Source organism: Streptomyces sp. NBC_00448, assembly GCF_036014115.1.
In the GTDB taxonomy this organism is placed as follows: domain Bacteria; phylum Actinomycetota; class Actinomycetes; order Streptomycetales; family Streptomycetaceae; genus Actinacidiphila.
Map to the genome: position 1 here is coordinate 6,623,023 of NZ_CP107913.1, position 18,981 is coordinate 6,642,003.

At 73.0% G+C, this 18,981-nt stretch carries 15 protein-coding genes; 9 read left to right on the forward strand and 6 right to left on the reverse strand.

What is annotated here, in order from left to right:
- Positions 1–246 precede the first annotated feature (246 nt).
- The 5 genes from OG370_RS28540 (at position 247) to OG370_RS28560 (ending at position 6,257) form a co-directional block, all read left to right on the forward strand.
- The gene (locus OG370_RS28540; protein ID WP_328469192.1) at positions 247–3,228 is read left to right on the forward strand and encodes a sensor histidine kinase; all 2,982 of its coding nucleotides are present in this window, start codon (positions 247–249) and stop codon (positions 3,226–3,228) included.
- 89 nt (positions 3,229–3,317) lie between these two features.
- Positions 3,318–3,773: a roadblock/LC7 domain-containing protein gene (locus tag OG370_RS28545; RefSeq protein ID WP_328474490.1), complete on the forward strand. Its 456-nt coding sequence runs from the start codon at positions 3,318–3,320 to the stop codon at positions 3,771–3,773.
- A 98-nt stretch (positions 3,774–3,871) separates the two neighbouring features.
- Positions 3,872–4,219: a DUF742 domain-containing protein gene (locus OG370_RS28550; protein ID WP_328474492.1), complete on the forward strand. Its 348-nt coding sequence runs from the start codon at positions 3,872–3,874 to the stop codon at positions 4,217–4,219.
- On the forward strand, positions 4,200–4,808 hold the full coding sequence (locus OG370_RS28555) for a GTP-binding protein (RefSeq protein WP_328469194.1): 609 nt from the start codon (positions 4,200–4,202) through the stop codon (positions 4,806–4,808). Before OG370_RS28550 ends, OG370_RS28555 begins: the two co-directional genes overlap by 20 nt.
- Positions 4,809–4,991: 183 nt before the next feature.
- Positions 4,992–6,257, forward strand: a complete 1,266-nt coding sequence (locus OG370_RS28560; protein ID WP_328469196.1) for a styrene monooxygenase/indole monooxygenase family protein — start codon at positions 4,992–4,994, stop codon at positions 6,255–6,257.
- A gap of 8 nt (positions 6,258–6,265) precedes the next feature.
- Here OG370_RS28560 and OG370_RS28565 read toward each other — a convergent pair whose 3' ends face one another.
- The 3 genes from OG370_RS28565 to OG370_RS28575 all read right to left on the reverse strand — a co-directional run bounded on the left by OG370_RS28565 (position 6,266) and on the right by OG370_RS28575 (position 9,961).
- Positions 6,266–7,609 carry a C40 family peptidase gene (locus OG370_RS28565; RefSeq protein WP_328469198.1) on the reverse strand — a complete coding sequence of 448 codons (1,344 nt, stop codon included), beginning with the start codon at positions 7,607–7,609 and terminating at the stop codon, positions 6,266–6,268.
- Positions 7,610–7,913: 304 nt separating this feature from the next.
- Positions 7,914–9,560 (reverse strand): chitinase, encoded by a 1,647-nt coding sequence (locus OG370_RS28570; protein ID WP_443060763.1) that lies wholly within the window; start codon positions 9,558–9,560, stop codon positions 7,914–7,916.
- A gap of 146 nt (positions 9,561–9,706) precedes the next feature.
- On the reverse strand, positions 9,707–9,961 hold the full coding sequence (locus tag OG370_RS28575) for a hypothetical protein (RefSeq protein ID WP_328469200.1): 255 nt from the start codon (positions 9,959–9,961) through the stop codon (positions 9,707–9,709).
- 103 nt (positions 9,962–10,064) lie between these two features.
- On the opposite strand from OG370_RS28575, the gene OG370_RS28580 reads away from it, so the two are divergent.
- Positions 10,065–10,772: a TetR/AcrR family transcriptional regulator gene (locus tag OG370_RS28580; RefSeq protein ID WP_328469202.1), complete on the forward strand. Its 708-nt coding sequence runs from the start codon at positions 10,065–10,067 to the stop codon at positions 10,770–10,772.
- A 356-nt stretch (positions 10,773–11,128) separates the two neighbouring features.
- Here OG370_RS28580 and OG370_RS28585 read toward each other — a convergent pair whose 3' ends face one another.
- Positions 11,129–12,019 carry an AurF N-oxygenase family protein gene (locus tag OG370_RS28585; RefSeq protein ID WP_328469204.1) on the reverse strand — a complete coding sequence of 297 codons (891 nt, stop codon included), beginning with the start codon at positions 12,017–12,019 and terminating at the stop codon, positions 11,129–11,131.
- Between the two features lie 208 nt (positions 12,020–12,227).
- On the opposite strand from OG370_RS28585, the gene OG370_RS28590 reads away from it, so the two are divergent.
- The 3 genes from OG370_RS28590 to OG370_RS28600 all read left to right on the forward strand — a co-directional run bounded on the left by OG370_RS28590 (position 12,228) and on the right by OG370_RS28600 (position 15,908).
- On the forward strand, positions 12,228–13,355 hold the full coding sequence (locus OG370_RS28590) for a ferritin-like domain-containing protein (protein ID WP_328469206.1): 1,128 nt from the start codon (positions 12,228–12,230) through the stop codon (positions 13,353–13,355).
- Positions 13,356–13,463: 108 nt separating this feature from the next.
- Positions 13,464–14,705: a CapA family protein gene (locus tag OG370_RS28595; protein WP_328469208.1), complete on the forward strand. Its 1,242-nt coding sequence runs from the start codon at positions 13,464–13,466 to the stop codon at positions 14,703–14,705.
- 183 nt (positions 14,706–14,888) lie between these two features.
- Positions 14,889–15,908 (forward strand): polysaccharide deacetylase family protein, encoded by a 1,020-nt coding sequence (locus OG370_RS28600; protein ID WP_443060764.1) that lies wholly within the window; start codon positions 14,889–14,891, stop codon positions 15,906–15,908.
- On the opposite strand, the gene OG370_RS28605 is transcribed toward OG370_RS28600, so the two are convergent.
- Positions 15,886–17,376: a penicillin-binding transpeptidase domain-containing protein gene (locus OG370_RS28605; protein WP_328469210.1), complete on the reverse strand. Its 1,491-nt coding sequence runs from the start codon at positions 17,374–17,376 to the stop codon at positions 15,886–15,888. The genes OG370_RS28600 and OG370_RS28605 overlap by 23 nt on opposite strands.
- Positions 17,373–18,887: an FtsW/RodA/SpoVE family cell cycle protein gene (locus OG370_RS28610; RefSeq protein ID WP_328469212.1), complete on the reverse strand. Its 1,515-nt coding sequence runs from the start codon at positions 18,885–18,887 to the stop codon at positions 17,373–17,375. The genes OG370_RS28605 and OG370_RS28610 overlap by 4 nt, the downstream gene beginning before the upstream one ends.
- Positions 18,888–18,981 lie beyond the last annotated feature (94 nt).

Here is an 18,981-nt window from a genome sequence, read left to right on the forward strand (position 1 = left end):
GCGGCGACGGGTGCCGAGCGGAGGGTGCCACCCGTGCCGGACTTGTCGGTCAACTCACCTGTGCGATTCACTCGTTCGGGTGTCCGGGGAGGGGACGCCTGGCCCCCGAACCCGCTGGCCTGCGAGGGTCTGAGGGATTCTGCACGTATCCCGGGGACGGTCCCGGGCCCCCGCGACTCGTGATTGCGAGCACCGACAGTGCGTGAACGACGTCTCCGACGGCGCGAACGGCGGGTCAGGCAGCGCATGCTCGCCGCCCTGCTGGTCTGCGCGGCCATCGTCCTGGCCGCGGCCGCGCCCGGGGTCGCCCTCGCCGTGGGAGACCTGTCGGCCGCCCAGGACGCCGTCGGCGACGCCCGACTCGCGGTCCGCGCGACCAGGTTGGCCGCCGACCTCGCCGACGAGCGGGACGACCTCGCGGTGTCCGTCGCGGCCGGGCAGCCCGGCACCCCGACCGCCGACCAGCAGCGCACCGACCGCCAGGTCGCCGACGTCACCGGCGGCGGCCACCTCTCCGCCGACCTGCGCACCGCGCTCGCCACCCTGTCCGCCGTCCGCAGCTCCGCCCGCGCCGCCTCCTCCGCGCCGGCCGCCGTCGCCGCCTACCAGCCGCTGGTCGACGCGGTCGGGCGCGCCGCGGGACCGGTCACCGCGCCGCTCGGCCGGGCCACCGCGGCCGCCGCCGTGCAGCGCGGCCTGCTCGTCGCCGGACTGACCGCCGGCGGCGACCAGCACGGCCTGGTCGCCGACGCCCAGGCCGCCCGGCTCCAGGAACAGGCCGCACTCGCCGAGTTCCACGCCTCCGCGCCCGCGGGGGTCCGCACCGACTACGACCAGACCGTCACCGGCGCCGACACCGCCGAGGCCGACCGCGACCTGAACCAGCTACTGGGCGGCGGCGAACTCACCTCCGCCGACCGGGACTTGGGCGCCAAGAAGGTCGGCGCCGCGCTCGCCGCCCGGCTCTCCCTGATGCGCGGCGTCGAGTCCTCGGCCGCCACCGACGAGGCCGCCACCGCCGCCTCGCACCGCGACCACGAGGTCACCGTCCTCGAACTGCGCGCCGCACTGGCCGCGTTGTGCCTGATCCTGCTGCTCGCCGTGCTGGTCACCCTCTTCCGCACGCTCACCCGCCCGCTCGCCGCCCTGCACCGCTGGTCCCGGGCGGACCCGGAGAGCGGCCAGGGCGCCGAGGTGATCGGCGCCGACGAGTTCGCCGCCGTCGCCCGCCGGATCAACGCCCTCACCCACGAGGCCCAGGCGCTGCGCACCCGCGCCGGCGAACTCGCCGCCGAGCGCACCGAGTCCGCCGCCGCCCACACCGCGCTGGCTGCCGAGCACCAGGCGGCGCTGGTGGCCCGCGCCGAACTCGCCCGCACCCGCGACGACCTGATGCGCTCCCGCGAGGAGATCGCCGAGCGCCTCAACCGGGCGACCGCGCGCAACGCCGTACAGGTCGTCCACGTCAACCTCTCGCTGCGCACCCTCGGCCTGATCGAGCGCCAACTCACCCTGATCGAGGGCATGGAGGAGCACGAGCAGGACCCCGAGCGACTCGCGACGCTGTTCCGCCTCGACCACCTCGCCACCCGGATGCGCCGCAACAGCGAGAACCTGCTGGTGCTCACCGGGACCGAGCACAGCCACGGCGCCGCCGCCCGCCCGGTCCCGCTGATCGACGTGGCTCGCGCGGCCCTCTCCGAGGTCGAGCGGTACGAACGCGTCCGCATCCTGGCCATGCCCGAGGCGGACGTGGCCGGCCGGGCGGCCGACGACGTCAGCCACCTCATCGCCGAACTGCTCGACAACGCCGCCGCGTTCTCCGCTCCCAGCGCCGAAGTCCACCTCAACGGCTGGGTGATGGAGAGCGGCGAGGTGATGGTCGCGGTCGAGGACTCGGGCATCGGGGTGCCCCCGGAGCGGATCGACGGGCTCAACGCGTTGCTGGTCGACCCCGACCCGGAGCCGCCGAGCGCGGCGGCCGGCCTCGGTCTCTACGTGGTGGCCCGGCTCGCCCACCGGCACGGCGTCCGGGTCCAGTTGCGCCCGCACCCGAACGGCGGCACCACGGCCGTCGCGGTCCTGCCGCGGCTGCTGGTGCCCACGGTCGACCCGCTCGCCCGGGTGCTGCCCGGCCAGCGCGCTGGGTCGCCCGAGCCGGGGTACGGCGCGGTGCCGGACGCGGACGCGGGATACGGCGCGGGGCTCGGCGGGGATGACGGCGCGGAGTACGACGCCGTGCTCGGTGGGGAGTTCGGTGCCGGGCTCGGCGCGGAGTACGGCGCGGGCGGCGGGACACCCGTGCCCGCGCGGCCGTCGGAGGGCCGGCCGCCGGTGGAACAGCCCTTCGTGGACGCGCACTTCGCCGAGCAGGGCACGCAGCACGCGCAGCCCGAGCAGCCCGCACCGCCCGTGGCGTCCGCACCGCCCGCACCGCCCGCACCGTCCGAGCCGTCCTCGGCGGAGCCGCCGGCGGGCGGGCTCCCGCCCCTCGCCCGGCGGGTCCGCCAGCAGTCGGCGTCCGACCACCCCGTGCCGGGGCAGCAGACCGCCGAACCGGCCCTGCCGCAGGCGCCGTTGCCCGAGCGGCAACCGCCCGCGCGGACGCCCGCCGCCTTCTCGCTGCCTGGGCAGCAGACCACCGACGGCCCCGGGCCCGACCTCGGCGACCCCCCGGCCGAGCCGCGGGTCCGGGTCGAACGTCTGCGCGTCCCACCTGCGCGGATGTCCTCGACGGGGTTGCCGGACATGCAAGTGCAGCCGCTTACGGCTGAACCCGCGGCCGTTCCCGAGCCCCCGCTCGCGCCCCGGCCGGCCGCCGAACCCCCGGCCGGGAGCGCACCCGGGGCCGTACCGCCGGGCGGCGCCGTACCGCCGGCGGGGCACGTACCGTCGGTCGAGCACGCGCGCGCCGAGTACGCGCCGCGGCATGCCGCCACCGCGCCGCTCCCGCCGCCTCTGAACCCCGGGGCGGACGGGCCCGACGGGACGCTGCCGCGCCGGGTGCGGAAGGCCAGCGGGATACGGGCCGCCGCGCAGGACGGCAGGCGCCGCACCGAGCCGTTGGACGCGGAAGGGCTGCGCCGCAAGCTGGCCGGGTTGCAGCGCGGTCTGCGGGACGGCCGCAGGGACGCCGAGTTGGAGACACGAGGGGCCACGGAGACAACGGCGGCACGGCCCGCCACGGCAACCAGTCCGGGAGACACCGTCGAGGAGGCGACCCGTTGAACGCGGTCCGCACGCAATTCAGCACCACCAGCTCCACCAGTACCCATGGCACCGGCGCCCACTCGGGCACCGGCGTCCACTCCGACGCACTGAGCCACGACGCCCGCAACCTCCAGTGGCTGCTGGCGAACTTCGTCGACGAGGTGCCCGGCGTCCGCTCGGTCGCCGTCGTCTCCTCCGACGGTCTGCTGCTGCTCAGCTCGGAGCCCGACCCGGTCGCGCCACGGCAGGCGGCCGGGCCGATCCGGATCTCCGACGTCCGGATGGACCTGGCCGCGGTGGTGTCCGGGCTGGCCTCGCTCACCATGGGCGCGGCCCGCCTCATGGACGGCGGCAAGGTGCGGCAGACCACCGTCGCGATGGAGGACGGCATGCTGTTCGTGATGTCCATCAGCGACGGCTCGCTGCTGGGCGTACACGCCGGCGCCGAGTGCGACCTGAGCGTCATCGCCTACCACATGGCCCTGTTCGTCGGCCGGGCCGGCCACGTGCTGACCCCGTCGCTGCGCGGCGAGTTGCGGCAGGCGATGGAGGGCGGCCGGTGATCCGACCGGCCGGCACGTCCGGCCCGCCCACCGCCCCGCCGACGGCCTCCCCGGGCGCCGCGGCGCGGCAGCGCCAGGGCGACCGCCGCACCTCCCGCGTGCGGCCGTACGTGCTCACCGGCGGCCGTACGCGTTCCGAGCATGTGCTGCTGGTCGAGACTTTCGTGGCTACGATCGAGCATCCGGACGAACAGCCCGCCCTCACGAGGGGCGACTGGGCGGAGCGGGTGATGCCCGAACTGCGGGCGATCGTCGAACTGTGCCGCGCGCTGCGGTCGGTGGCGGAGATCTCCGCACTGCTGCGGATACCGCTCGGTGTCGTCCGGGTCCTGATCAGCGACCTGGCCGACCAGGGAAGAATTCGCGTGTACGGCACCGGGTACGGTCCCGGTGGACCCGATCGCGCGCTGCTCGAAAGGGTGCTCAGTGGACTTCGCAGGCTTTGACCAGCAGGAGGGCTTGCGGGACTGGCAGACCACGCGCGACCGCGCACCGGTCTCCACGAAGATCGTCGTCGCCGGCGGTTTCGGCGTGGGCAAGACCACGTTCGTGGGCTCCGTCTCGGAGATCACCCCGCTGACCACCGAGTCGGTCATGACCCAGGCGAGCGAGGCGCTGGACGACCTGGCGGCCACGCCGGAGAAGACCACCACCACGGTCGCGATGGACTTCGGCCGGATCACGCTCGACCGGGACCTGGTGCTCTACGTCTTCGGCACGCCGGGCCAGCAGCGGTTCTGGTTCATGTGGGACGACCTGGTGCGCGGTGCGATAGGAGCGGTGGTGCTCGCCGACACCCGGCGGCTGGCGGACTGCTTCCCCGCGCTGGACTACTTCGAGAGCACCGGTCTGCCCTACACCGTGGCGGTCAACCAGTTCGAGGGCACCGCGGCCTACGGCCCCGACGACGTGCGCGACGCGCTGGCCGTGCCGCACCACATCCCGGTCCTGGTCATCGACGCCCGCGAGCGGCGCTCCGTGGTCGACGCGCTGCTCGCGCTGGTCACGCACGCGATGGCCGAGCAGCCGCTGTGATCTGACGCCGCGGAGGTCCGGACGGCGGGTCAGGACCGCGAGCCCGGACGGCGGGTGAGGCGGGGCGGGCCCGGGCGGCAGGCCCGGACCCTGTGGCCGCGCGGCCCGGGCCGGTAGGTTGCCGTGCGGACGGGTACGGGTGTGTGCACGTCAGTCGGACAGCGAAGAAGCGAGCGAGTCGCCATGCGCAGCATTCTCATCGTCGGAGCCGGTCAGGCCGGGCTCCAACTCGCCCTGGGGCTACAGGCGCGGGGCTACGGCGTGACCGTCATGACCAACCGCACCGCGGACGAGATACGCACCGGCCGGGTGATGTCCACGCAGTGCATGTTCGCCGGCTCGCTGGCCCACGAGCACGACCTCGATATCGACTTCTGGCATCAACAGGCCCCGGACGTCAACGGGTTGGGTGTCTCGGTGACCGCCCCCGACGGCACCCGCGCGATCGACTGGCTCGGCCGGCTCGACGGCACCGCCCAGTCGGTGGACCAGCGGGTGAAGATGTCCGGCTGGCTGGAGACGTTCGCCGAGCGCGGCGGCAAGGTGGTCGTGCACGGCGCCGCCGTCTCCGACCTGGACTACTTCGCCCGCGCCTACGACCTGGTGCTGGTCGCCGCGGGCAAGGGCGAGTTGGTGTCGATGTTCGGCCGGGACGCGGACCGCTCGCCGTACGACGCCCCGCAGCGCGCGCTCGCGGTCGCCTATGTGCACGGTCTCGGACCCCGGCCGGAGCACCCCGAGGTGCGGGCGGTGCGCTGCAACCTGGTTCCGGGCATCGGCGAGTTCTTCGTGATCCCCGCGCTGACCACCTCCGGGCCCTGCGACATCCTCTTCTGGGAGGCCCTCCCGGGCGGTCCCGCGGACGTCTTCGCGGGCGTCAAGGACCCCGCGGAGCACCTGCGGCTCACCCTCGACCTGATGCGGCGCTACGTCCCGTGGGAGCACGCCCGCGCCACCGGCGTCGAACTCACCGACGCCGGCGGCACCCTGTCCGGCCGCTTCGCCCCGACCGTGCGCCGCCCGATCGGCGAACTGCCCTCCGGCGGGCTCACGTTGGGCGTCGCCGACGTCGTGGTCGCCAACGACCCGGTCACCGGCCAGGGTTCCAACAACGCGTCCCGGTGCGCGGCGATCTACCTGGAGCGGATCACCGCGCACGGCGACCGCCCGTTCGACCGCGCCTGGATGCAGGCCACCTTCGACCGGTACTGGGAGGCGGCGGCGCCGGTCACCAAGTGGACCAACGCGATGCTGGCGCCGCCCCCCGAGCACGTCCTCGGCCTGATCGGCGCGGCCGGTGAACTCCAGCCCGTCGCCGACCGGTTCGCCAACGGCTTCGACAACCCGGCCGACTTCGAGCAGTGGTTCTACGACCCGAAGCTCGCGCAGGGCTACCTCGCGCGGGTCGGCACGTCGGCAGCGGCGGGCGGACCCGGCGAACAGGGCTGAGCCGGCGGCTACTTCGCCGACTCACCGCCGTCCGAGGAGTCCTTGCCGGAGCCATCGACGGTCCCCTTCGCCGGGGGCTTCGCGGAGCCCTCGCCCGAGGACACGGCGGAGCCCTTCCCCGAACTCTTCGCCGAGGACTCCTTCGAAGACTTCTTCGACGGCTTCTTCGACGGCTTCTTCGACGGCTTCGCCGGGGCCTTCGTCTCCGCGGCGATCGGAAGCGGCTGCTCCGCGTTCTTCGGGATGGACCTCGGCCGGTAGTCGCTCACGGGCTGCTCGCCGAGGTCGGGGCGGACCGCGCCGAGGATCGGGTTGGCCGCGATCGGCGAGACCTTGACGTACGACCCCGGGCGCGGCGCCTGGATGACCAGACCGTCGCCGATGTAGAGCGCCACATGCGAGGCGCCCTTGAAGTAGATCACCAGGTCACCCGGGCGCAGCAGGGCCAGCGGCACGTGCGGCAGCTGCGCCCACTGCTGCTCGCTGGTGCGCGGGATGACGGTGCCCGCGTGCGCCCACGCCTGCGAGGTGAGCCCCGAGCAGTCGAACGAGTCCGGCCCCTGCGCCCCCCACACGTACGGCTTGCCGAGCTGGTCGAAGGCGTACCCTATGGCCCGGTCACCGGCCGACGAGGGAGCCCGTAGCGCCGGGTCGCCGCCCAGCGCCTTGGAGTCCATCAGCTCCTGCTGGGCCTTGTCGGTGTCGGCCTGCTCCAGCTTCTGCAGTTCGGCGATCTGCACCCCGGTCAGCCCGGCGAGCACCTGCTCGACCTGCTTGAGGTGCGCCTGCACGTCCTTCTGCTTCGTCCCGGCGACGGTCTGCGCCTGCTCGGCGGTGTCGAGTGCCTTCTGCGCCTGCGTGTTGAGCTTCTTCAGCTTCGCCTCGCCGGAGGTGAGCTGCCCGAGCACGCTCCGCTGCTGCTGCGCCATCTGCCCCAGGACGTGCCGCTGCCCGAAGAAGTCCTGCGGGGTCTGCCCGCTGAGCAGCGACAGATACGGCGACACGCCGCCGTTGCGGTACATCTGAGTGGCCATCAGCCCGAGCTGGGCCCGGCTGTCGGCGACCGCGGACTTCTGGTCCGCGAGCTGCTTGTCGATCTTCCGGGCCGCCGTGCGCTTCTGGTCGGCGGTCTCCTTGGCCTGGTTGTACGCCTCGGTGGCCGTCTCGGTCTGCTGGTAGTACGTCTGGAGCTGGGTCAGGAGCGTGGAAAGCGGCACCTGCCCGGCCGGCGGGTCGTGCGGCTGGGCGGCGGCCTGCTGGGCGGCGGGCAGCGACAGCGCCGCGGCGGCGAGCAGGGTGCCGCACACCACGGCCGAGCGGAACCACGAGCTGGGCTGACGGGCCACTGACATTCCCTCATCTCCCCATGACCGGCGGGTAACAAGCAGCGTCGGTAGCCAATCATGGATTGTCATATCTTCGACAGAGGTACGGGCCGAATCTCCGCGGAACGGACCCGCACGGCCGAGGATTCGACGCGGAGCCATCCGCGGGCCACCCGTCGTCCACCCGCCATCATCCGTCATCTCCGGCCCGGCAGGGGACTGCCCGCGACCCTGTGAGCAGGGGTCGCGGGCAGCCGTGCCGTCCCGGGGGCAGCTCCGGGGCGGCGACTCGCCCCCCAGGTCAGGCGGGATCGGTCGGCCGGGACCCGGATCAGCCGAAGTAGCTGTCGAAGTTGTGCGAGAACGCCCAGCCGCTGTAGCCGTCCCAGTTGATCGACCAGGTCATCAGGCCGCGCAGCCCAGGCCAGGAGCCGTGGGTGGTGTACGAGCCGCAGTTCGTCTTCTTCGTCAGGCAGTCGAGCGCCTGGTCCACCTGATCGGGTGACGTGTAGCCGTTCCCCGCGTTGACGGACGCGGGCAGACCGATGCCGACCTGCGAGGGGTCGAGCGCCGGGAACATGTTCGAGGTGTTGCCCGCCACCGGGAAGCCGGTGAGCAGCATGTCCGTCATGGCGATGTGGAAGTCCGCGCCGCCCATGGTGTGGTACTGGTTGTCCAGGCCCATGATCGGCCCGGAGTTGTAGTCCTGGACGGTGAGCAGGGTCAGGTCGTCGCGCAGCGCGTAGATCACCGGCAGGTACGCCCCGCAGCGCGGGTCCTGACCACCGAACGGACCCGTGCCGTAGTACTGGTAGCCCATCTGCACGAAGAACGTCTCCGGCGCCATGGTCAGCACGAAGCCGCTGCCGTACTTCGCCTTGAGCGACTTGATCGCCGCGATCAGGTTGACGATGGCCGGGGTGGTCGGGTTCTTGAAGTCGGTGTCGCCGGTGTTGAGCGAGAGCGACTGGTTCTCGAAGTCGATGTCGACGCCGTCCAGGCCCCACTGGTCGATGATCGAGCTCACCGAGGAGACGAACGCGTCGCGCGCGGCGGTGGTGGTGAGCTGGACCTCGCCGTTGGCGCCGCCGATGGACAGCAGCACCTTCTTGCCCGCGGCCTGCTTCGCCTTGATCGCGGCCTTGAAGTCCGCGTCGGACTCCACCGACGGGCACTCGCTGACCGAGCAGCGGGTGAAGTGGATGACCCCGGAGGTGGGGGAGTCGGTCTCGCCGAAGGCGAGGTCGATGATGTTCCAGTCGTCGGGGACGTCGGCGAGCTTGGTGTAGCCGGAGCCGTTGGCGAACGTCTCGTGCAGGTAGCCGACCAGCGCGTGGGTGGGCAGGTCGCCGGAGGGCGGGGAGGTCGGCGGCGTGGTCGGGGGAGTCGTCGGCGGGGTGGTGGGCGGCGTCGTCGGGGGCGTGGTGGTGCCGCTGCCCGGGCCCTGGAGCGAGATGTCGTCGGCGAGGTACGAGGGCTCGCCGTACCAGCCGTGCACGTAGACCTTCGCGGTGGTCTGCGTCGCGCCGGTGGTGAAGGACACGCTCAACGGGGCGTAGCCGGCGCCGGTGCTTGCGGTCCAGGTGGAGGTGCCGCCGTCCACCCCGAGGTAGACGTAGGAGCCGTCGACCTGGGCGGACAGCGTGTAGGCGGTGTTCGGGGCGACGGTGACGGTCTGGGCGCACTGGCCGGTGGCGGAGGCGGACGGCGTGCCCTTCAGGGCGTAACTGCCGCTGTGCGCCTGGCCGGTGACGGCCTGGGCGCCCGCGTCGCAGGTCCAGCCGGACAGGGTGCCGGACTCGAAGTCGCCGTTGGTCAGGAACTCCCCGGCGCTGGCGGACGGGGCGAGGGCGACCATGCCGCCGACGGCGAGCGCGCCCGCGAGGGCGGTCGCGGCGGCGGCGAGGGCGCGCCGGCGAGTGGGGGAGCCGGTGCGCACGGTGGGCCCGTGCGGATCGGGTGCGGTGGCGGTGGGCATGGGGGGATGCTCCTTCGGCGAGGAGTGCTCATGTCACCGGGTAGCAAACAGGTCCAGACCAATTCCGTCAATGGTCCGGACCAACATTCGCCGCCACGGGCACCCCGAACCCGCCACCACGGCACGCCACTTCCCCTCGCCGGCCCTCACCGCCGCTTCGACCACGGCCACTTGGGCCGGTTCGGATGCGGACTGCCCTCCGGGTCGTACACGAACACCCACCGGCTGCCACGGCCCTCGCCGCGCTCCCGGTGGTAGACGTGCACCTTCTCCGGGCCGCCCTCAGGAGCGGGCACGGGCACCCGGTAGTCCAACGGGGGCTGCCCGGTCATCCCCACCATGACCTCCAGCACCCGACCGTCCAGCGGCCCACCGACGAACTCGGTCTTCTCGTGTCGCACGGCCCCACACTCCCACGACCACCGGCAGGCCCACGACAGGCAACGCAGGTCGTTACGACCTGGGACGCGATGGCGAGTGGATCGGGTCGTTAGGCTGCCGGGTATGAGCAGCAGCGCGGTGCCCGCCTACCGCCGGATGAGCGTGGAGCAACGCCGCGAGCAGCTGCTCGCGGCGGCGCTCGACCTCTTCGGGCACCGCCGCCCCGAGGACGTCTCCGTCGAGGACGTCGCCGCGGCCGCGGGCGTCTCCCGCCCGCTCGTCTACCGCTACTTCCCCGGCGGCAAGCAGCAGCTCTACGAGGCCGCCGTCCTCGGCGCCGCCGACGAGCTCATCGGCCGCTTCGGCGTCCCCGCCGAAGGCCCGCCCACCCAGCGCCTCGCCGACGCCCTCGACCGCTACCTCGCCTACGTCGACGAACACGACGCCGCCTACGGCGCCCTCCTGCGCGGCGGCAGCGTCGTGGGCACCAGCCGCACCGACGCCATCGTCGACGGCGTACGCCGCCGCGCCGCCGAACAGGTCCTCCTCCACCTCGGCGTCACCGAACCCGGCATCCGCCTGTCCATGATGGTCCGCTCCTGGATCGCCTCCGTCGAAGCCGTGTCGTTGCTCTGGCTCGACAACGACAAACAACCCCCACTCCCCGAACTCCGCGGCTGGCTGGTCGACCACTTCACCGCCCTCCTCGTCGCCACCGCCGTCACCGAACCGGAAGCAGCCGAGGCAGCCGCCCTCGCCCTCTCCCAAGAAACCCCCACCAGCCCGGGCCACCAACTCCTCACCCGAGTCACCACCCTCTTCACCCCCTGACCCCCCATCCCAGCCCACACGGCCCCCCACCCCACGGCACCAAGGCACCCCCCCCGCCCCAGCCCACACGGCCCCCCACCCCAGCCCACACGGCACCCCTCACCTCACGGCACCAAGGCACCCCCCACGGTGTCGGTAGCGCCCCCCCATGGAGGACCGGAGCGGGGGCGGAGGAGGCGGGGTTCGAGACGTTCGTATATTTGTGGCGCGAGGAGTACGGCAAGGTCACGAAAACCCCGCAGGCGCCGTGAATATGCAGTCTCGAACCCCGCCGCCGCAGCCCCAGCGACCGCATCAGGACCTACAGCAACCCCGAAGCGCCAAGGACCTACAGCAACCCCGAAGCGCTCAAGCACCTACAGCAACCCCGAAGCCTTCCACAACGGCTTCGAAGCCCCCCGCAACAACCCGATCTCCTCGAAGAAGTCCATCAACCTCTTCGCCGAGTGCCGCATCATCTCCTGACGGTGCCCACTCTCCCGCACCGCCGCCACCGCCTCCGCCGGATCAAGCCCGACATTCGCATACACCTTCGGACTGATCAACGACCGTGCGATCACCCGCGCCGCCTCCGCCGACATCGCCCGCGTCAGGCCGATCTCCCACCGCGGAGCGGTCACCATCTGCCGCCGCAACTCCTCCCGCGCGTACCGGATATGCCGCGCCTCCTCCACCACATGAATCCGCGTCACACCCCGCACAAACGTCTGCACCCGCTCGTCCGGAAACGTCAACCGCTGCATCCAGTCCAGAATCTCCTCCGCCAGCAGCGTCCCGGTGAACGACCCCGGCGTGGTCGAGAACGTCTTGAGCACCCGCCCGAGCGAGTGATCCAACCTGCTCGGCCCGTACACCGGCGTCCCGAACTTCGTCACCGCCCGAGCGAACATCTTGGAGTGCCGGCACTCGTCCGCGATCTCGGTGAGCGCGTAGCGCACATGCGCACTCGTCGGATCGAGCGAATACGTGTGCCGGAGCAGCAGTTGCATGAGGATCGTCTCGAACCACACGCCCGACGCGCACAGCGACGACGCCTCGTGCCGGGACAGCGCCAACCGCTGCTCCTGCGGCATCCGCCGCCACAGCGGGGTGTCGTAGAGCGAGACCAGCTCGGGCGGCCAGAACCAGGCGCCGTCCTCGAACGGCGCCTCCCAGTCCAGCTCGATGTCAGGGTCGAAGGAGTGCTTCGCCGAGGCCGACAGCAGCCGCTCCGCCGTCTTCTCCCGGTCGATGAGGGTCGCGTCCATGGTCAACCGGCCTCCGCCGCATGAGGGTTACCTGGGGTACGGTTCTTATGAGACTCTGTGTCAACAAGCCCGTCAAGCCCTTGTGCGGCAACGGCGCCGAGTCGGACCGCGCGGACCGCGTGGACCGGACCGGCCGGGACCGGTCCGGTTCGGCCGTCGCCGCGAGCGAGGGCGCGGACACCAGCAGCCGCCCGATCGGAGTGTGTCGATGTCGACGGAAGGTCTCTACACGCAGCCGCCCACCGAGTGGACCTGGCAGGTCCCGGCCCAGGGCGCCGCCCGCTTCTCGTGGGAGTACGACGACGGCCGCGACCGCCTGCTCGCCCTGTACCAGAAGGGCAAGGACAAGCAGTGGGACGCGGTGCGCCGGATCGACTGGGACCTGGAGGTCGATCCGTACGACCCGCTCGGCACGCCCGACGAGGCGATGACGCTGTACGGCACCCGGTACTGGGACGCGATGAGCGAGCGCGACCGCGGGCTGCTGCGGCAGCACTACACCTCCTGGCAGTTCAGCCAGTTCCTGCACGGCGAGCAGGGCGCGATGGTCTGCGCGGCGCGCATCGTGGAGTCGGTGCCCGACCTGGACGCGAAGTTCTACTCGGCCACCCAGACCATGGACGAGGCCCGGCACGCCGAGATCTACGGCCGGTTCCTGCACGAGAAGGTCGGGATGCTCTACCCGATCAACGACAACCTCCAGGCGCTGCTGGGCGACACCCTGCGCGACTCCCGCTGGGACATGCCGTACCTCGGCATGCAGGTGCTGATCGAGGGGCTGGCGCTGGCCGCGTTCGGGATGATCCGCGACACCACGGACAAGCCGCTGCCCAAGCAGATCCTCGCCTATGTGATGCAGGACGAGGCGCGGCACGTCGCGTTCGGCCGGATGGCGCTGCGGGACTACTACAAGCAGCTGTCCGACGCCGAACTGCGCGAGCGCGAGGAGTTCGTCATCGAGGGCTGCTACCTGATGCGGGACCGGCTGCGCGGCACCGAGGTGCTGGCGAACTTCGGCATCCCGCAGGCCGAGGCGGTCGAGATGACCGAGCAGTCGGAGTTCCTGCACCTGTTCCGGAAGCTGCTCTTCAGCCGGATCGTGCCGTGCGTGAAGGACATCGGGCTGTGGGGGCCGCGGCTCCAGAAGGCGTACGTGGACCTGGGCGTCTTCGACCTGGGCGACTCCAACCTGGACCTGCTGATGAGTCAGGACGAGGAGATCGCCGAGCAACTGGACGCGGAGCGGTTCGCGGCCGAGGAGGCCGCCCGGGTCGCCGAGGTGACGGACGCCATCGCCCAGGGCGGTGAACCGGCCGGGGCCGCGCCCCGGACATAGCGGCCCCCGTCATGATCACGGACGCGCTAATCGTATGTTTATGTGATGAATGCTGGTCCGAGATCATCGCGCCCCGGGCGCCGTGCCACCAGGCGCACCCCGCCCCACGTGCCGGGGGAGAGCCCGCAGCAGCACGGCGAGGACCGGACGCCGCCGCCCGGCGCCCGGTCCGACCGGCGCCGCACCGCCCGCCGGGCCCGGGCCCGGCGGCGCCGGAACGCGGCGCTCGGCCTCGCCGGGCTGCTGGCCGCCGTCACCGGCACGCTGTACCTGGTGCACGGAGCCGGTGGCGGGCAGGCCGCCGCGAGGTCCGGCACCGGGAGCGGTCCGTCCGGGGAGCCCGCCGCGGCCGGCCAGGGCACCTCCGTCGCACCCTCGGCGCGCGGCGGCGACCACACGGGTACCGGGACCGACGGCACCCTCACCCTCGCCTTCGCCGGCGACGTCCACTTCACCGGCCGCACCGCCGGCCGGCTCACCGTCGACCCCGCGCTCGGCCCGATGTCCGCGCAACTGGCCGCCGCCGACTTCTCGATGGTCAACCTGGAGTCCGCGATCACCACCCGCGGCACCCCGCAGGCGAAGATCTACCACTTCCGCACCAGCCCCGCCGCCCTCACCGCGCTGCACGACTCCGGCGTCGACGCGGTCACCATGGCCAACAACCACGCCGTGGACTACGGCCCGCAGGGCCTGGCCGACTCCGTGGCCGCCAAGCACGCCTCACCGATCCCGGTGATCGGCATCGGCGCGAACCAGGCCGAGGCGTACCGCCCGTACACCGAGACCGTGCACGGCGTGCGGCTCGCGGTGCTGGCCGCCAGCCAGGTCTACGACATCACCAACTCCGACTTCCGGGCCGGTCCCGCCACCCCCGGCATCGCCTCCGCGCTGGACCGGCCGCGACTGCTGGCCGCCGTCCGCGCCGCGAAGGCGCACGCCGACGTGGTGGTGGTCTACCTGCACTGGGGCATCGAGGGCGAGAGCTGCCCGGTCGCCGACCAGAAGTCGATCGCCGCCGACCTGTCCGCGGCCGGCGCCACCGCCGTGGTCGGCACCCACGCCCATGTGATGCTCGGCTCCGGCATGCTCGGCCCCACCTATGTCGCCTACGGCTTCGGCAACTTCCTCTGGTACGGCTCCTCGCCCTACCCGCACTCCGACGACACCGGCGTGACCACGATCACCGTCACCCGCGCCGGCAAGGTCACCGGCGCCCGCTTCACCCCCGGGATCGTCGGCGGTGACGGGGTGCCGCAGCCGCAGACCGGTGCCGCGGCCGCCGGGATCACCGACCGCTACGGGCAGTTGCGGCGCTGCTCCGGCCTCACCGCCCCGCCCCGCGGGTAGTGCGAGGTCACCGTCCCGGCGGCATCCGGTCCGTGGGCATTGGTCCGGGTTCTGTAACGGTGCCGGTGCCGCCGCTCGGGCGCGGAACCGTACGGTGGGTGACGGCATCTATCCGATCGCGGACCGGGAGGCGACCCGGTCGCGCCAAGGAGCCGAGCGAGACGGAAAGCGGGCGGGGTACACATGACGGCACGGGGACGGATACCGGAGCAGCCGCCGTACGAACCGGGCGGGAACGGGGCGGGCGGCTCCGACGGGAACAGCGGCCCCTACGGGAACGACGGCGGCTGGAACGGCGGGCCCGAGTGGAACGGCGGCCCCGGCTGGAACAGTGGGCCGCCGCAGCGCTCGCGGGCGAAGTCCGCCCCGCAGGTGGTCGCGATCGCGCTGGCCGTCGCCGTCGTGGTGCTCGCCGCCGTCGTCACCGCGATCGTCGCGCCCGGTTCCGGCAAGCACTCCTCCGCCGCCGACGACCCGAAGGCGCCGCAGAACTCCGCGCATTCCGGCTCCACCGGCAGCGCGGGCACCGGCAAGACCGGTGGCGGCTCCGGCGGCAAGGGCGGCCACTCGACGGCTCCCGGCCACCAGTACCCGCTCGTGCCCGACTCGATCGTGCACGCCGCCGAGACCCCCGGCAAAGCCGTCAACATCACCATCGACGACGGGCCCGACCCGTTCTGGACGCCGAAGGTGCTGGCCGTGCTGAAGAAGCACCACGTGCACGCCACCTTCTGCATGATCGGCCCGCAGGCCCGTGACAACCCCGCCACGGTCCGCGAGGTCGTCGCCGCCGGCCACCGGCTGTGCGATCACACCGTCCACCACGACGAGGGCATGGACAAGAAGCCGGTCGCCTACCAGGAGTCGGAGATCCTGGACGCGCTGAACATGATCGAGCAGGCGTCCGGCGGCGCCCGGGTGTACTACTACCGCGCCCCCGGCGGCGCCTTCACCCCGGCCAGCCGCGCCTTCGCCGCCCAGCACGGCCTGCGCCCGCTCGGCTGGAACATCGACACCAAGGACTACGAACGCAAGGGCGTCGGCGCCATCGTCGGCACCGTCAAGTACGAGATCGGCAACGGCCCGACCATCCTCTTCCACGACGGTGGCGGCGACCGCTCGCAGACCGTGGCCGCGCTCGACCAGACCCTGACCTGGCTGCAGAGCCAGGGCTACGCGTTCAGCTTCCCGCAGGTGAACTGACCCCCGCCGCAGGCTCCTTGAGCACCGCCTCCATCACCGCGCGGGCGATCGGCGCCGCGTTGCCGCCGCCGGAGATGTCCGCCCGCACCGCGTCCGCGTCCTCCACCACCACCGCGACCGCCACCGCCGCCCGGCTGCTGCCGGGCGGTTTGGCGTAGGACAGGAACCAGGCGTACGGCGTACCGGCGTTGGCCAGGCCGTGCTGCGCGGTGCCGGTCTTCCCGCCGACCACCGCCCCCGGGATCGCCGCGTTGGTCCCGGTGCCGTCGGTGACCACCGCCTCCATCAACTGCTGCAGCGCCGCCGCCGTCCGCGTGCCGACCGCCTGGTGCAGGGTGTGCGGCCGGGTCTCGGACACGGTGGTCCCGGCGTGGTTGGTGACCCGGTCCACCAGGTAGGGCGCCATCAGCCGCCCGCCGTCGCCGACCGCGGCCGCCACCATGGCCATCTGGAGCGGCGTGGCGGTGGTGTCGTACTGCCCGATCGAGGAGAGCGCCACCTGGTCCGGGCTCATCGTGGTGTCCACGTTGCTCTTCGCGACGCTCGGCGGGATGCGCAACTCGTTGTCGTTGAAGCCGAACAGCTCCGCCTGCGCCACCACGTCCTGAGGGCCCAGGTCCGCGCCGAGCTTCGCGAACACCGTGTTGCACGAGTAGCGGAAGGCGTCGTACACGCTGGCGTCGCGGCAGCCCGGGCCCTCGTTGGTCAGCGCGACGTCCGTGCCCGGCAGCCGGTACGGGTCGGGCGAGTCGGTCGGCGCGCGCAGGTCGGTGACCTCGCCGCCGGCCAGCGCGGCCGCCGCCGTGACCACCTTGAACGTCGAACCGGGCGGGTAGGTCTGCCGGATCGCGCGGTCCAGCATCGGCTGTTCGGGGTCGGCGTTGAACCGCTTCCAGGCCGCCGTCACCGAAGGGCCCGCACCCGACAGCAGACCCGGGTCGTAGGACGGCGAGGAGACCAGCGCGAGGATGCGCCCGGTGGCCGGGTCGAGTGCGGCCACCGCGCCCCTGCGCCCGGCCAGCCCGTCGTACGCGGCCTGCTGCGCGGCCGGGTCGATCGTGGTGTGCACGTCGCCGCCGCGCTGCCGGGCGCGGGTGATCTCCCGCCACAGCGGCTGCTCGTGCAGCGCGGGGGAGGTGCCGTCCAGCAGGCCGTTCTCGGTGCCCTCCAGCAGGGTGGCGCCGTAGGTCTGCGACGCGAAGCCGGTGACCGGCGCGTACAGCGGGCCGTCGGCGTAGGTGCGGACGTACCTCAACTGGCCGCTGGTGGGCCGCGATCCGGTGACCGTGCGGGTGCCGGCGAGGATGTCGCCGCGCGGCCGGGCGTACAGCGCGATGTCGGCGCGCCGGTTGGCGGGGTTCGCGGCGTGGCCGCCGGCCTCGACGAGCTGCACCCGGGTGGCATTGGCGAGCAGCGCGAGCAGCAGCAGGAAGCAGAAGGCGGCGGCGTGCCGCACGCAGCGGTTCACGCCGTGCTCCCCGAACTCCCCGTGCTTCCCGGGCTTTCCGTGCTTTCCGGGTGCCTCGGCTTCGCGGGCGGCGGGGTGTCGGGGCCGGCCGTTCCGGCCGGCGCGGGCTGTTCGGGCTCCGGGCGGCGGGCCCGGTCGCTGATCCGTACCAGCAGCGCCACGATCAGCCAGTTGGCCACCACCGACGAGCCGCCCTGCGCCAGGAACGGCATCGCCATGCCGGTCAGCGGGATCAGGTCCATCACCCCGCCGGTGACCACGAACACCTGGAGCGCCAGGATCGACGCCAGGCCCGCCGCCAGCAGCCGCCCGAACGGGTCGCGGGTGGCCAGCGCCGCCGCGAACCCCCGGGCCACCAGCAGCGCGTACAGCCCCAGCAGCGCGCACAGCCCGGCGAGCCCCAACTCCTCGCCCGCCGTGGCCAGCACGAAGTCCGACTTCGCGGCGAACCCGACCAGGTACGACGAGCCCTGGCCGAGCCCGGTGCCCAGTGCCCCGCCGTTGCCGAAGGCGAACAGCGACTGGGCGAGCTGGCTCGGCCCCTGCCCGGCGGCGATCGACGCGAACGGGTGCAGCCAGTCCTGCACCCGCGCGTGCACGTGCGGTTCGGTCTCGCCCACGGCGGCCGCGCCGGCCGCCGCCAGCAGCAGCCCCACCGCCGTCCAGCCGGTCCGTCCGGTCGCCACGTACAGCATCACCACGAACAGGCCGAAGAAGAGCAGCGAGGTGCCCAGGTCGCGCTCCAGCACCAGGACGCCCACGCTCGCCAGCCACACCGCGATCACCGGCCCCAGCACCCGCCCGGTCGGCAACTGCAGCCGCCGCAGCCCCTTCAGCCGGCCCGCGACCGGCAACGGGCGCCCGGCGTACGCCAGCGCCGCGCGGTTCGCCGCCAGGTAGCCCGCGAAGAAGATCGCCAGCAGCACCTTCGCGAACTCGCCCGGCTGGATGGAGAACCCGGCCGCCCTGATCCAGATCCGCGCCCCGTTCACCGCGGGGAAGGCGATCGGCATGACCAGCAGCGCCAGGGCCGCGGTCACGCTCACATACGTGTACCTCGCCAGCACCCGGTGGTCGCGCAGCGCCAGCACCGCGACCGCGAACAGGCCCACCCCCAGCGAGGACCACACCAGTTGGGCCGGCGCCGCCCGCGGGCCGAGCACCGGCTCCAGGTCCAGCCGGTAGACCAGCACCAGGCCCAGGCCGTTGAGGAGCACCGCGATCGGCAGCAGCAGCGGATCGGCGTACCGGGCCCGCGCCCGCACCGCCACATGGGCCAGCAGCGCGAGCCCGCCCAGCCCGCCGCCGTACGCCAGCGCGTCCTTGGGCACCGCGCCGCTGCGGGCCAGTCCCACCTCCGCGTAGCCGTAGACCGAGATGCCCACCGCCGCGACCAGCAGGCACAGCTCCACCCCGCGGCGGGCGGCCGGGCGCGGCCGCGCGGCGCCGTGCGGGGGCACCGGGCGCGGCGGCCCGGGCGGGGGAGGAGCGGTCGCCGACGTTGCGCTCATGGGCCGTCACGCTAGCAACCGGCGACCGCTATGTCCGTTAAGTCGGATGCCGCGCCCCGTGCCGCGCCCGCCCGGCGCCTGCCGCCTGACCCGC

Bases quoted from the DNA above. Each gene is read 5' to 3' on its own strand.
- OG370_RS28540 (WP_328469192.1), top strand. From the start codon at position 247: ATGCTCGCCGCCCTGCTGGTCTGCGCGGCCATCGTCCTGGCCGCGGCC.
- OG370_RS28560 (WP_328469196.1), top strand. From the start codon at position 4,992: ATGCGCAGCATTCTCATCGTCGGAGCCGGTCAGGCCGGGCTCCAACTC.
- OG370_RS28565 (WP_328469198.1), bottom strand. From the start codon at position 7,609: ATGTCAGTGGCCCGTCAGCCCAGCTCGTGGTTCCGCTCGGCCGTGGTG.
- OG370_RS28570 (WP_443060763.1), bottom strand. From the start codon at position 9,560: ATGCCCACCGCCACCGCACCCGATCCGCACGGGCCCACCGTGCGCACC.
- OG370_RS28580 (WP_328469202.1), top strand. From the start codon at position 10,065: ATGAGCAGCAGCGCGGTGCCCGCCTACCGCCGGATGAGCGTGGAGCAA.
- OG370_RS28585 (WP_328469204.1), bottom strand. From the start codon at position 12,019: ATGGACGCGACCCTCATCGACCGGGAGAAGACGGCGGAGCGGCTGCTG.
- OG370_RS28590 (WP_328469206.1), top strand. From the start codon at position 12,228: ATGTCGACGGAAGGTCTCTACACGCAGCCGCCCACCGAGTGGACCTGG.
- OG370_RS28600 (WP_443060764.1), top strand. From the start codon at position 14,889: ATGACGGCACGGGGACGGATACCGGAGCAGCCGCCGTACGAACCGGGC.
- OG370_RS28610 (WP_328469212.1), bottom strand. From the start codon at position 18,887: ATGAGCGCAACGTCGGCGACCGCTCCTCCCCCGCCCGGGCCGCCGCGC.